11 protein-coding genes are annotated in these 14,309 nt (G+C 55.3%); 6 read left to right on the forward strand and 5 right to left on the reverse strand.

All coding sequences use genetic code 11. The features are described 5' to 3' along the window. Positions 1-19: 19 nt before the first annotated feature. Entirely contained in the window at positions 20-2,110 is a 2,091-nt protein-coding gene (locus L579_RS06175) for a putative bifunctional diguanylate cyclase/phosphodiesterase (protein WP_021183421.1), read from the reverse strand. 155 nt (positions 2,111-2,265) lie between these two features. Further along, positions 2,266-4,365, reverse strand: a complete 2,100-nt coding sequence (locus tag L579_RS06180; RefSeq protein WP_021183422.1) for a putative bifunctional diguanylate cyclase/phosphodiesterase — start codon at positions 4,363-4,365, stop codon at positions 2,266-2,268. Between the two features lie 543 nt (positions 4,366-4,908). Here L579_RS06180 and L579_RS06185 point away from each other — a divergent pair. The 5 genes from L579_RS06185 to L579_RS06205 are packed head-to-tail and all read left to right on the forward strand — an operon-like array spanning position 4,909 to position 10,144. Beyond that, positions 4,909-5,478, forward strand: a complete 570-nt coding sequence (locus L579_RS06185; RefSeq protein ID WP_013510497.1) for a spore coat protein U domain-containing protein — start codon at positions 4,909-4,911, stop codon at positions 5,476-5,478. A gap of 29 nt (positions 5,479-5,507) precedes the next feature. Further along, positions 5,508-6,017, forward strand: a complete 510-nt coding sequence (locus tag L579_RS06190; protein WP_036625498.1) for a Csu type fimbrial protein — start codon at positions 5,508-5,510, stop codon at positions 6,015-6,017. A 25-nt stretch (positions 6,018-6,042) separates the two neighbouring features. Continuing rightward, complete coding sequence (locus L579_RS06195; protein ID WP_021183425.1) at positions 6,043-6,732, forward strand: fimbrial biogenesis chaperone; 690 nt, start codon at positions 6,043-6,045, stop codon at positions 6,730-6,732. Then, positions 6,732-9,170, forward strand: coding sequence for a fimbria/pilus outer membrane usher protein (locus L579_RS06200; protein WP_021183426.1), 2,439 nt, complete (start codon positions 6,732-6,734; stop codon positions 9,168-9,170). Before L579_RS06195 ends, L579_RS06200 begins: the two co-directional genes overlap by 1 nt. Beyond that, positions 9,167-10,144, forward strand: coding sequence for a Csu type fimbrial protein (locus L579_RS06205; RefSeq protein ID WP_021183427.1), 978 nt, complete (start codon positions 9,167-9,169; stop codon positions 10,142-10,144). Before L579_RS06200 ends, L579_RS06205 begins: the two co-directional genes overlap by 4 nt. Before the next feature lie 99 nt (positions 10,145-10,243). Here the strand turns inward: L579_RS06205 and L579_RS06210 are convergent, their stop codons facing one another. From L579_RS06210 to exbB, 3 genes are all read right to left on the reverse strand, one after another. Continuing rightward, the gene (locus L579_RS06210) at positions 10,244-11,560 is read right to left on the reverse strand and encodes an MFS transporter (RefSeq protein ID WP_021183428.1); all 1,317 of its coding nucleotides are present in this window, start codon (positions 11,558-11,560) and stop codon (positions 10,244-10,246) included. Between the two features lie 244 nt (positions 11,561-11,804). After that, a complete protein-coding gene (gene exbD, locus L579_RS06215) occupies positions 11,805-12,227 on the reverse strand; it encodes a TonB system transport protein ExbD (RefSeq protein ID WP_021183429.1) in 423 nt (140 codons plus the stop codon). Between the two features lie 5 nt (positions 12,228-12,232). Continuing rightward, positions 12,233-12,955 carry a tol-pal system-associated acyl-CoA thioesterase gene (exbB, locus tag L579_RS06220; RefSeq protein WP_200864655.1) on the reverse strand — a complete coding sequence of 241 codons (723 nt, stop codon included), beginning with the start codon at positions 12,953-12,955 and terminating at the stop codon, positions 12,233-12,235. Between the two features lie 343 nt (positions 12,956-13,298). Here exbB and L579_RS06225 point away from each other — a divergent pair, with 343 nt between their 5' ends. Continuing rightward, positions 13,299-14,276, forward strand: coding sequence for a TRAP transporter substrate-binding protein (locus L579_RS06225; protein WP_021183431.1), 978 nt, complete (start codon positions 13,299-13,301; stop codon positions 14,274-14,276). The last annotated feature ends 33 nt before the right edge of the window (positions 14,277-14,309 follow it).

The raw sequence follows: 14,309 nt of genomic DNA on the forward strand, positions 1-14,309 counted from the left end.
GCTACCCGGTGCAAAATGCTTACTTCGCCGCAGTTTCAAGTTCGGTTGCGGAAGCAACAAACTCCGGCAGTTCGCCGATGCGGTCTGGCGGCAGGGGCCGCCCCAGCAGATAGCCCTGCAATGAATTACATCCCAGCCCGGTGAGAAACGCCTGTTGCTCCTCGGTTTCTACCCCTTCAGCCACCACTTTTAAATCCAGCGATTGCGCCAGCGCCACAATCGCGGAGACGATGGTGGCATCTTCCGATTTCGCTTGCAGTTCATTGACGAAAGCACGGTCAATTTTCAACTCACTGGCCGGTAAACGTTTGAGATACAACAGGCTGGAATAGCCGGTACCAAAATCGTCAATCGAGGCTTTCACCCCCATATTGGTCAGTTCCGTGAGAATACGCACGCTCTCTTCAGGATCGCGCATCGCCGTGGTTTCGGTGACCTCCAGCGTCAGCAGCTCTGCCGGAATCTGGTGCTGAGTTAAGGCGGTGGTGACGGTTTCCACCAGATTGCACTGCTCAAACTGTAACGCCGACAGGTTCACCGCCACCGACCAGTGAGGATGCCCCTGCAAATGCCAGCTATGCAGCTGACGGCAGGCTTCGTTAATCACCCAGTTACCAATATTGACGATCATCCCGGTCTTTTCCGCCATCGGCAGGAATTTGTCCGGCGTCAGCAGGCCGCGCGTCGGATGCTGCCAGCGCAGTAAGGCTTCAAAACCAATAATGGGTCCACGCGGTGCGCAATATTTCGGCTGGTAGAACAACCGCAGCTCGTCATTATCCAGCGCTTGCCACAGATCGTTGTTCAGTTGCAGTTGGCTTTGCGCCAGGGTGTTCATCGAGGGCTGGAAGAAGTTGTAGCCGTTGCGTCCGTTGTTTTTGGTGTGATACATCGCTGCATCCGCATTAAACATCAGCTCGCGCTCATCCACACCATCGCCAGGGTACACAGCGATACCGATACTCAACGACACCACTAACTCGTAACGCGAGATGCTGAACGGCTTCTCGATCGCTTTTACCAGCGCATCAGCCGCCGCCGCCGCATCATTAGGATCATCAATCTCAATCAGCAGGACAAACTCATCGCCTCCCATGCGCGCCAGGGTGTAATGCCCTTTCATCTGTCCGGTCATGCGCTCGGTCACGGCAATCAGCAGGTTGTCTCCGACATGATGACCAAAAGCATCATTGACCGCTTTGAAGCCATCCAGGTCCATAAACATCAACGCGAAGTGAGACTGTTCGCGGTCAGCTTTGTTGATCGCCTGATCGAGGCGGTCTTCCAGCAAAATGCGGTTCGGCAGGCGCGTCAGATTGTCATGCAGCGCCAACTGCGCCAGTTCCCGGTTCGCCTCCGCCAGTGAACGGGCCAGGATCGAGGTGCGCGCCTGCATGCGAGCATCGAGCATTGAAACCAGCAGAGTGATGCCGAGGATCGCGAGCGTCACTACCGTCACCAGCATTGCCAGCCAGTTGCTGTTAACCCCCATATGGGTAGCGTGGCTGTGCATCGGGAAATTCGCCGCCGCCATACCCGTGTAATGCATACCGGCAATGGCACAGCCCATTACCACCGACGCGCCAAGGCGCAACAGGGTGACGCGGCCAGTGCCTTCACGCAGGGTAAACGCCAGCCATAGCGCCACGCCAGAAGCCACCAGGGCAATCGCGACAGATGCCGCAACCCAGTAACCATTCCAGACGATGCCAGGCGAGAACATCAGCGCCGCCATGCCGGTGTAGTGCATTGCCACCACGCCAAAACCCAGCACCAATGCGCCACCGCACAGTCGCGGCCAGGGCAGTTCGCCCGAGCACACCAGCCACAATGCAAAGATCGATGCCAGCACCGCAATCACCATCGATGCCGTGGTGAGCATTGGGTCGTAACTCATCACCATATCGAGGCTCATCGACAACATGCCGATAAAGTGCATCGCCCAGATGCCCACCCCCATGGCAAAGCCGCCGCCCAGTAGCCATACCAGCGCTGATTTGCCACTGGCAGTCGCTACTCTTCCCGCCATATCCAGTGCCGTGAAGGAGGCCAGCATCGCCACCAACACCGAGACGATGACGGTATACCAATCGTACGAAGTCACTAACATAGTGAGTTCCCAAGTCATAGCTGGATTAACAGCTGTGGTGTTGTTAATAAAACGTAAAATATATAAATATTATTGTATTATTTATCGGCAGTCATGCTGCCGTTATTGGTCGTTGAACGATGAAAGATTACGATTCAGAAAATCAAAATTGCTCGTCACGCACCCGCCAGGGGGGCGATATTTTCAGGAATAACCAGCGGTGCGGCCATTGTCATCGTGAACTCGCCGATACGATCTGCCGGGGTAGGTTTGCCCAGTAAATAACCTTGCAACGTATCAAAACCCAACCCGGTTAATAAGCGTTGCTGTTCTTCCGTCTCCACACCCTCGGCGACCATGCGCAAATTCAGGCTTTGTGCCAGGGTAATCATCGCACTGACGACGGTGGCGTCTTCGCTGTCGGCACGCAGGCTATTGATGAAGCTACGATCAATTTTCAGCTCGGTCGCTTCAAGATGTTTCAGATGCAGCAGATTGGCATAACCAATACCGAAATTATCAATCGCGACCTTCACCCCCAACTGGTGCAGCTCGGCAATACGTTGCTGACTGAATTGCGGGTCACGCATGGCGATAGTTTCGGTAATTTCCAGCATCAACGCGCCTTCCGGTAAAGCATGCCGTTGCAGAATTTCACTGATGCTGTCGATCAGGTCGCGCTGATGGAATTGCAATGCCGACAGGTTAACGGAGACGCTCCAGTGGCTGTTCCCCTCCTCATGCCATTGGCGCAGCTGGCGACAGGCTTCGTTGATCACCCAGTTGCCCAGCGCGATGATCTGCCCGGTTTTCTCCGCTCGCGGCAGGAACATATCCGGCATCAACAAGCCACGGCGCGGATGCTGCCAGCGCAGCAGGGCCTCAAACCCCATCAGCAAGGTCCCACCGGCACGAAACTTCGGTTGATAGAACAGGCGCATCTCCTGATGTTCCAGCGCGTGCCACAGATCATTAGCCAACGCCAGCTGATGCTGCGCAACCGTGCTCATCGCCGGTTCAAACAGGCACCAGCCGTTACGCCCACTGTGTTTGGTGTGATACATCGCGGAATCGGCGTTGAACATCATCTCCTGCTTGCTGCGGCCATGCAGCGGGAAGATGACGATGCCAACGCTGAGTGACACCCGTAGCGAATAACGGTCGAGTTCAAAAGGGGCATCGATGGTATTCACCAGGCGCTGGGCGATGGTCGCGGCCTGTAAACCGTCACTGTCGGGACTGAGTAGCACAAATTCATCGCCCCCGAGACGCGCCAGAATGACATCCTCACGCAGTTGATTACGCAGGCGCGCAGCTACCGCGACAAGTAAGCGATCACCAACGTGATGTCCCCAGGTATCGTTGACCGCCTTAAAGCCATCCAGATCCATAAACATCAATGCGAAGGTTTGGTCGTTGAGCGTGGCATGTTTGACGGCGGCGTCCAGTTGCTGCTCCAGCAACACCCGGTTAGGTAAGGTCGTGAGATTGTCGTGCATCGCCAGTTGGCGTAATTCATTGTTGGCATGCTTCAGCTTCGCTGCCAGTCGCGCCGCGCGCAGCTGCGCATCCAACATCGACAGCAACAACGTGATCCCTAATATGGTCAGGGTGATGATGGTCACCCATACTGCCAGCCCCTGATCGCTGACACCGTGTTCCATCATGCTGCTGGTGTTGTTGAACTGCGCAGCGGCCATTCCGACATAATGCATTCCGGCAACGGCAGCCCCCATGACCAGGGAGGCACAACCCCGCATCAACAACAGGCCATCGCCCTGGCGCAGATGAAATGCCAGCCAGAGCGCAGCGCCGGATGCGGCATAAGCAATCACCACCGACAACGCAACCAGCTCGATATTCCAGTGAATGGCCGGTTCGATCATCAGCGCGTTCATGCCGAGATAGTGCATCGCCACCACCCCGCTGCCGAGGATTAATGTACCGCGCACCAACCGACGCCATGTCAGGTGGCTACCGCGTACCACCTGGGCAAACGAAAAGATGGCTGCGACGATCGCCACCGCCAGTGACCATGAGGTGAGCGGCACATCGTAACGCATGGTCATCGGTAGCATCATCGCCAGCATACCGATGAAATGCATCGCCCAGACACCAATACCCATCGCGGTGCCACCAGCCACCAACCACAAACGAGCGATGCAGCCACGCGACACCGCAACGCGTCCGGCAGTATCCAGTGCCGTAAATGAGGCGATAAAAGCGACGATTAATGAGCTCGTCACCAGAACGCTATCCCAGGTAATCAGCAACATGAGCGCTCCTCACTAACCCGCTAGCGAGCAGGTGCTGAATTATCGAACAGGAACAAAGATTAAAAAGCATGCATAAACGGTCAGTTAACTTTTAAAGCGATGCAGCCGCTAATCGAGCCAGGAGAATCTGGGGATTAGCGCGCTGGGGCTTTTTTATGTTCATTATCTATCGCTAAGTGGAGAATCGTTATTATGTCTGATTAATGCATGAACATAACACTGAACCTTGCATCGCGGTAGAGGGAGAAATAATTCCTTGTTTAGTTTTTTTGACCTGCCGGGATCCCTTGCTATCACTGAATTATCGGCGAATTGAATAAATTGATTAGGGAAAAATTATTGGTGGACCTGACAGGCTTCGCTTTGCTGAACTATAGTAAAGAAAACTGATATAAATCATTTCCCTGCCGCATAAGAACTTTCTTAGACAGCAGGGGTTTTGCTGTACCGCCAAACATGGCTTCTTGTTATTTTTCGGTTGATTTCATAAATACATCATCAGGTGAAAAAGCACTGACCCTGGATAATCAGTAAGGAATGATTATGAAACTCAAGCTTTTTCTTTTGGCCGCCAGCCTGAGCGCCACCTTCCCGCCGTACGCTGCTTTCGCCGCCACCACAACGGGAACCATTAACGCGACGCTCACCCTGACGACCGGTTGCCTGGTGAATGGTCAATCAGCCACGACCGGGGTGAACTTCGGTACATTGAACTTCGGTAGCAGCGCTGCCACTTTTGATACATTGAATGCCACCCTGGTTGGGGCATCTGGCAATGGTATCTATGTTCGCTGCACCACCGGTCAAACCTTTAACGTGCAGGTCACCAGCAGCAATGCTGCGCCAGCCACCATTTATGGCACCGTGAGTGGACAACCACGCTATTTAATCCTCGGTTCCAACAACACACAAGGCATCGCCTACACCCTGTACAGCGATGCAGCCTTCACCACCGCTATCGCCAATAACACCAATATCGCGCCGAGCGGAACCACCGATCCAACCCTGGGGACCAACTACGCCATTTATGGTCGCGTAGTCGGTGGTGGTTTCAACCCGTTGATTCCGGCGGGAACTTACACCGATACCATTAACGTTGCTGTGAATTACTGAGGCAGAAACTTCGGTTAAACAGGGTGAGAGTGGTCAATGGGTGGACGCGCATTGTTGGCGGTCTGGCCCTGCTGATAGGGAGTGTCAACGCCTGGGGGTTGCCGAGCGCAACCTTTCAGGTCTCTGCCTCAGTGGTGGCTGGCTGCGTGGTTTCCGGTACTAATCCCGGCGTTTTTGGCACGCTCAATTTTGGCACCCAGTCTGGCGTCGCCAGCAACAGCGTCAGTGCCACTTTTGTCCAGAGTTCCACCATCAGCCTTGCCTGCACGCCAGGCACCACGGTCAGCATGTCGATCAATGGCGGCAGCAACTACACCACCACCCGCAACCTGAAACTGGCCAGTTTCACCAATACCGTGGCCTACAGCTTATACAGCAACGCCAGCCACACCACCGCGATTGGGGTGAATTCACCCATCACGCTGAGTTACAGCAACGCCAACAACATCACGTTGCCGATTTACGGCGTGTTGCAGTTACCCGGGCCGACGCGCGCCGGGGTTTACACCGATACGCTAACCGTCACCCTGAGTTGGTGAAGGAACAACAAAGAAGGAATAACACATGAAAAACCTGCTGCTGATATGGCTGCTCACGTTCAGCGCTCTCAGCCATGCTGCTAACTCGCTGATGATCTGGCCGATTGATCCCGCCATCAATCCCGACGACAAAGCCAGTGAGCTTTGGCTGGAGAATCGTGGCGATGCGACCACCTTAATGCAGGTACGGATTTTCGCCTGGCAGCAGGTAAATCAACGTGAACAATATCAGACCCAGACTGAGGTGGTCGCCAGCCCGCCACTGGTCCGCGTCGAGCCGGGGCAGAAACAGCTGGTGCGCTTAATCAAGCAAACCCCGCCTGCTGCCGGTCAGGAGATGGCCTATCGCGTGGTACTGGATGAAATCCCTACGCCACGGAGTCCCGGTGCCAATCAGGCTGGGCTCACTTTCCAGATGCGCTACTCGGTGCCTCTGTTTGTGTATGGCAGCGGTCTGACTGTCGAAAGTGCCAAACCCGACCTGAGCTGGCAGGTGGAGAACAGCGGGGGCAGGCGCTGGCTGCTGTTGACCAATCACGGCAACGGCCATGCGCGCCTGAGCAATGTCACCATTGGCGGGCGCAAGCTGGGTGACGGTCTGTTCGGCTACGTTCTGGCAAACAGCAGCAACCGCTGGCCGCTTAACAGCAGCGTGAGCGGAGAACTGGAGGCCGAGATGAATAAAGGCCACTGGCGTAGCGCTGCTCTGCGCTAATGCGATTTTCGCCACATCCCTGCGCGCTGGCGGTGACCAGCGCCCTGTGCTGTCTGATCCCCCTGATAAGTAGCGCGGAGACGTTCTCCGAGCTGCCGCCTCCCCCTGCCCTGCAAAATAACGCGGCGGGACAGCAATACATGCTGGAGCTGATCATCAATCAGGGAGAACAGGGCAATATCGTCCCGGTTGAACAAAAGAACGGGGATTTTTGGCTGCGGCGCGGCGATTTGGAACGCGCCGGGATCCCGGCAGACAAGTTGCAGGGCCAGCAGATCAATGTTAACCAGCTGAACAGCGTCAAAGTGGATTATGACAACCAACGTCAACGCCTGCTGCTGACCGTTCCCCCGGCCTGGTTACCGGGCCAGGTGATTGGTCAGTCGCACAATGGCCCGCGCTATCCCGGTCGTAGCAGCACGGGAGCGCTGCTCAATTACGACTTCTACGCCACCCGCACCGATCATAGCGGCACGCGTCTCGCGACCTGGAATGAGTTGCGCTTATTTGGTGCTGCCGGACAATTCTCCAGCAACGGCGTGTGGCAGCAGCAACTGGAGGGCAGCGCTCCGCAGCAGCAGGAGGGTTATATCCGTTATGACACCTGGTGGAGTAACGAAAACGAGGAAGCGATAGTCAGCTGGCGCGCCGGGGATCTCATCACCGATTCTCTCTCCTGGAGCAATAGCGTGCGTCTCGGCGGCGTGCAGATTGGCCGTGACTTCAGCGTGCGTCCGGACCTGGTCACTTACCCGTTGCCACAGTTTTCCGGCCAGGCGGCGGTGCCGTCCACCGTTGATCTGTTTATTAATGGCTATCGTTCCAGCCAGGCCAACGTTCAACCCGGCCCCTGGTCACTCACCAATGTCCCCTTTGTCAACGGTGCTGGCGATGCGGTGATCACCACCACCGACGCGGTGGGCCGTCAGGTTACCACCACGCTGCCGTTTTACGTTTCCAGCAATCTGCTGAGACAAGGCTTGTCCGACTACTCATTTTCCGCCGGGGCGATGCGTGAAAATTACGGCATCAAAAACTTCGACTACGGCGCAGCCGCGGCCAGCGGTTCATATCGCTACGGTCTGACTGACTGGCTGACGCTGGAAACTCACGCCGAAGGCAGTGATGAGGTCGCGATGGGCGGTGCTGGCGGTCAGGTGAAACTCGGCAGTTGGGGAGTGATCAATGGCGCGCTGGCGCAGAGCCAGATGAGCGGTAAACCCGGCACGCAATATAGCTGGGGTTATCAGTACAACAACAGTTGGCTCAGCCTTGGCACGCAACACACGCTGCGGACCGTGGATTTTGGCAATCTGGCGCTGGTAGGCAATCGCAGTGACTCGGAGGACACCTCTTATTCGCTGGCACGTCGCAGTGCGCAATACACCGCCAGCGTGTCGATGAATCAATACGGGAGCCTCGGACTGGCGTACCTCGATATCAACAGCGGCGATGGCGAACGTACACGCCTGTGGAACCTGTCGTGGAGCAAAAATCTTTGGGGTAACAGCAGCCTGTATATTTCCGCCAGCCGCGATCAACAGCAAGGGGAATGGAGCGGAGCCATCTCGCTGGTGATTCCGTTTGGCGAACAAGGCAGTGCTTCGGTCAGTATGGAACGCGACCAGCAGGGAGAAAACAATCAACGCATCTACCTGTCACGCGCCATGCCGAGCGACGGCGGTTATTCGTGGGATGCTTCCTGGGCTAATCAGGGCGGTAACAGCGGCGATTATCGCCAGGGGAGCCTGCGCTACCGCAACAACAAAGTGGATACGTCGGCGGGCTTTTATGGCGACGACGATAACATCACCCAGTGGGCAGATTTCAGCGGCGCGCTGGTGCTGATGGATAACCGCCTGTTTGTCGCCAATCAGATCAACGACGCCTTTGTGCTGGTGAAAACCAACTATCCCGACGTCAACATCCGCTACGAAAACCAGTCGATGGGACGCACCGATAAAGAAGGTTATCTGCTGGTTCCGTCGATTAGCAGCTACTACGCCGCGAAATACGATATCGATACGCTGGACCTGCCTGCGGATATGACATCACCGCGTGTCGAGCAGCGTTTCGCCGTGAAGCGCCAGAGCGGCTATCTGCTTAATTTCCCGGTAGAGAAACTGCGTTCTGCCAGCGTCATTCTGCATGACAGCAACGGAAAACCGCTCCCCGTCTCCAGCCAGGTGCTACGTGCCGGGCAGGCAACCGAGTATGTCGGCTGGGATGGGATTACCTGGATGGAGAACCTGGAGGCCAGCAATCCTATCCAGGTCACCACGCCGGATGGTCGTAGTTGTCGCACTGAACTCACGATCGCCAATGGTCAGCCGCTGGCGCTGAAAACCTATGGCCCGCTCACCTGCGCGTTGCCACCGCCGCCACCTGGCGCTGCGCTACCCAATAGCGAAAACTCTACAACAGGCATATCACCATGAAAAAAATGCTGCTCCTGCTGACGTTGTTACTGTTGCCAGGTCTGGTACAAGCCGCCTGTAGCCTACCTGCATCAACGGCCAGTTTTGGCTCGGTCACCACCTTTGTGGTCAATTCGACCATCAGTTCCACCTCAACCACCGCGAACGTGAACTGTGGCGCAGGTTCAGCCCTGACCTTATTAGGAACCAACCAAATTACCTTTCAGCTTGCCAGCGCGTCCAACGTCAATGGCACGCGTGGCACCCTGAAACGCAGCGGCGATACCGGCAGCGATAACATTCCGCTGCGCCTGTGTATGGACAGCGCCTGCGCCACTGAACTGACGGTGGGGGGATCGACCTATACCTTTTCACAAGCGGTGCTGGCGAACCTTGCCGGTCTGTTCGGCAGCCTGAACTTTGCCTTGCCGGTGTATCTGAAAACGGTGACGGGGCAGACGGTGGCGGCGGGCACCTATACGGCGACGCTCAACCTGTACGTCACCTATAACATTTGCACCAGCCTTGGCGTGGGTGGACTTTGTCTGACACCGCAGACCGGAACCGGCACCATTCCAATTACCGTGACGGTGGTGATATCGAATGATTGCACCACCATCACTGCACCTAACGTCAGTTTTGGCAGCGCGCCACTGGTCAGCAGCTTTTCCACCGTGCAGCAGACCATTAGCGTGGTATGCAGCAAAGGCAGCACCTATACCGTGGGCCTGAGTAATGGCAGCTATGCGGCGAATGGCGTGCGGAATATGGCGAGTGGCACCAACCGGTTAAGCTATGACATCTACCAGGGAACCACCACCACCACACGCTGGGGACCCACCGGTACGGACCGCTGGAGCAGCAGCACCTCAACGACCGTCAGCACCGATGGCCTGACACGCGGCTATACCTATACCGCGCAGATTCTGACCACGCAAAATACCCCGGCTGCGGGTAATTACACGGATAATGTGGTGGTGGATTTGTCGTTTTAAATTTTCCGTAGCGGCGCAATTTATTGCGCTGTTTTTTAGCAAAAGCAACCTCTGGCAAAAAGACGCGCGATAAATCGCGCCGCTACGACTGGATTATAATCAAGCATTCACCGCCGTCGCGCTGTGGCGCGTGCGATACTGCTTCACCATCCGGCCTATCAGCAATGTGCCGATCAAACCGCACACCGCCGCGAACGACAGCCATACGCCTGGCATCGCTTTGTCACCCGTGGCGTGAATCAGATAGCTGGAGACAGCCGGGGTAAAGCCGCCAAATAGCGCGGTTGCCAGGCTATAAGCCAGCGAGAAACCGGATGCGCGTACCTCGGCTGGCATGATTTCCGCCAGATACACCACCATCGCCCCGTTGTAGCTGGCGTAGAGGAAGGATAACCAGAGTTCAGCCATCACCAGATGAGCGAAGGTCGGCGATCCGACCAGCCAGTGCAGCACCGGCCAGGCCGTGAGGATCATCAGGATGGTAAAGGTTATTAGCAACGGACGGCGACCAATCCGGTCGGACAACGAGCCCATCACCGGCAACCAGAACAGGTTGGAAAGACCGACAAACAGCGTTACCAGAAAGCTATCTTTATCGCTCATCATCAGCACGGTTTTGCCGAATGTGGGGGTAAACGCGGTGATCATATAGAACATCACCGTGGTGGTGACCACCATCAGCATACCGGCTAACACCAGAGCCCAGTTCTGTCCCACCGAGCGCATAATCTGACGCATGGTCGGATGATGTTTACGCTGACTGAAGGCTTCAGTCTCCTCCAGCATACGGCGAATCCAGAACAGAAACGGTACGATCAGACAGCCAATGACGAACGGAATACGCCAGCCCCAGTCAGTCACCGCCTCTTTTTCCAACAGGTGGTTCAGGCCCAGTCCCAGCAGCGCCGCGAAGATAACCGCCACCTGCTGGCTGCCAGATTGCCAGCTAACGTAGAAGCCTTTACGCCCTTTCGGGGCCACCTCAGCCAGATACACAGATACGCCGCCCAATTCAACACCGGCGGAAAAGCCCTGCAACAAACGACCAATAAGAATCAACACCGGTGCCGCCGCCCCGAGGGTGGCATAGCCTGGCACCACGGCAATCGTCAGCGTACCCAGCGCCATAATACCGAGCGTGACCAGCAAGCCTTTGCGGCGGCCATGATGGTCAATGTAGGCACCGAGCACAATCGCCCCTAACGGACGCATCAGGAAGCCTGCGCCAAAGGTCATCAGCGTCAGCATTAATGACGCAAACGGGTTATCACCGGGGAAAAAGGTTTTTGCAATCGCGGTCGCGTAATAACCAAACACCATGAAATCGTACATTTCAAGGAAGTTGCCGCTGGTTACGCTAAAGATAGTTTTGGCACCGCTCTGCGATGACTTTTGTAAAGAAGAAGGTGAGCTCATAGGATTTTCCAGTGTCTTCCATGCGGGGATGTCCCTTTTATCGTGACGTCTCCCTGATGAATGTGATCCAATTCACCATTGCACTTTACAAAAGCAGGGTTATACGTAACCAAACATTAACAAAGTTGATCCGCAGGATAATTGCCCGTTAATCCGCCTGATTCGTGGTTTTCCTTTTTGGTCGTCGATTACGCCCATAACAAAAAGGGCGCCCATTAGGGCGCCCTCATAACTTTCAGTGAAACTACTTCTTCACCGTTTCCATACCCATCAAGCCAATCTTCAGATATCCGGCTTCACGAAGTTGGTCCATCACCGACATCAGGGTTTCATAACTTACTGATTTGTCAGCCTGGAAGAAGATGGTGGTTTCTTTATTGCCTTCCGTCTGCGCCGTCAGCGCATTGACCAGCGTCTCTTTGGTGACCTGATCGTTGCCGATATAAACCTGGTTATCTTCTTTAATCGACAAATAAACCGGTTTTTCCGGACGCGGCTGCGGCGCACTGGTGGAAGCGGGCAGATTGACGCGAACATCCACGGTTGCCAACGGCGCGGCCACCATAAAGATGATCAGCAGAACCAACATCACGTCGATAAACGGCGTCACGTTGATTTCATGCATTTCGCCATCGCTTTCCAGGTCGTCGTTTAAACGCATCGCCATCGCAATTATCCTACGCGCAGTTTCTGTGCGGCAGTCGGACGAGCCACTTCGTTAGTCACGTTTCCCAGGTCGAGGTCACGGCTTTGCAGCAGCAGCACCTGCGCCGCCACATCACCGAGCGACGCTTTGTAGCTGGCAATCATACGGGCAAATACGTTGTAGATGACCACGGCAGGGATAGCAGCGACCAGACCAATCGCGGTCGCCAGCAGCGCTTCCGCAATCCCAGGAGCGACCACCGCGAGGTTGGTGGTTTGCGTCTGTGCGATGCCGATAAAGCTGTTCATGATGCCCCATACCGTACCGAACAGGCCGATAAACGGAGCAACCGAACCAATGGTGGCGAGGAAACCGTTACCGCGGCCAGCATGACGGCTGAAAGCGGCAACGCGGCGTTCCAGACGGAAGCTGGTACGCTCTTTAATACCATCGGTGTCTTCGACACCGGCTGAAAGTTCCAGCTCGTTCTGTGCATCGTTAAGTAACACGGCGCTGTGGCTGTTACCCTTGAAGCTGGCGGCAGTGCTGGAGGCGTCATCTAACGAACGCGCATCACTCAGGGCGAGATGTTCGCGTTTCAGTCGGCGCTTGGCTGAACTCAACTCAGCAAACTTACCAAAGAAGATTGCCCAGGTGACCACAGAGGCCATCAACAGGCCAATCATGACCACCTTTACCACGATATCGGCATGATGATACATGCCCCAAACGGAGAGATCCGTCTGCATCAAATCACTGGCTACCACGCTGCATCTCCAACTTCAATTGCATAGTTCACGATCGAGCGCCGGATCATAACAAATTAGCGGGCCGAATTGATAGTAGTTCTCATTACTATTTACAAACGAAAAGTGCGTTTTTCCACCACAGTTTCTTTCGATTGTGAGCAGGTTTTATAAATGTGACGTACTGTATAAAATTATTAAAACATCGTTTCAAAATGTGATGCATTTCATTCAATCAACATCTGCCCACTTTTTCACCACACGATTTTCATTATTCTGAGCCAGCCCTGCCTTTTAACGGTGCCGTTGCACTGTCCGATTTCGCTACCTCTTGCTGGAGCAAAAAATGACGCTGAAAAAAAGACTACTCGCAGTTTCGTTGTCCTCCATGATCGCCCTGCTGGCCTGTAATGCCCAGGCCAAAGTCCTTAAGGTGGCGGAAGTGCAGCCCGCCGGTTATCCCACCGTGGTCGCGCTGGAGCATATGGGGGAGAAACTGAAACAGGCCACCGAGGGTCGTCTGGAGATGAAGGTGTATGCCGGTGGCGTGCTTGGCGATGAAGATCAAACCTTACAACAGGTTCAACTGGGCGCGATTGATATGATCCGCGTTTCGTTGGCCCCGGTGACCACCATCGCGCCGGAAACCAGCGTGCTTACTCTGCCCTTTATCTTCCGCGATGAAGATCATATGCACAAAGTGCTGGATGGCAGCGTAGGTGAGCAGATCGTCGATAAATTCAATAAAGATCCCAACACCCGCATGGTGTTTCTCGGCTGGACCGATGCCGGGACGCGCAACATGATCACCAAGAAACCACTGAGCAAACCGGAAGATCTGCAAGGCATGAAGATCCGCGTGCAGAACAGCGCCATCTCGCTCGCCACGCTAAAAGCAATGGGCGCTAACCCGGTAGCGATGGGCGTCAGTGAAGTGTTCAGCGCCATGCAAACCGGCGTGGTGGATGGCACCGAGAATAACCCACCGACCTTTGTCGCCCATAACTACCTGCCCGTAGCGAAGTACTACACCCTCACCGGCCACTTTATTCAGCCAGAGATGATCCTGTTCTCCAAACCGGCGTGGGATCGCCTCTCTGCTGACGATCAGGCGTTACTGAAGAAGCTGGGCAAAGAAGCTCAGGATGAGGAACGTCAGTTGTGGGCCAGCTACACCCAGCAATCGATTGAGAAAATGAAGGCCGGAGGCGTCACCTTCCAACAGATCGATCGCGACTACTTTGTCAAAGCTACCCAACCGGTACGCGATCAGTTTGGCGGCAAGTATCAGGATCTGATGACACAGATCGCCGAGGTGAAATAACCCCCCACGCCGCGCGCAGGCGTGGCGTTTCAC

Source organism: Pantoea sp. AS-PWVM4 (genome assembly GCF_000468095.1).
In the GTDB taxonomy this organism is placed as follows: Bacteria; Pseudomonadota; Gammaproteobacteria; order Enterobacterales; family Enterobacteriaceae; genus Pantoea; species Pantoea phytobeneficialis.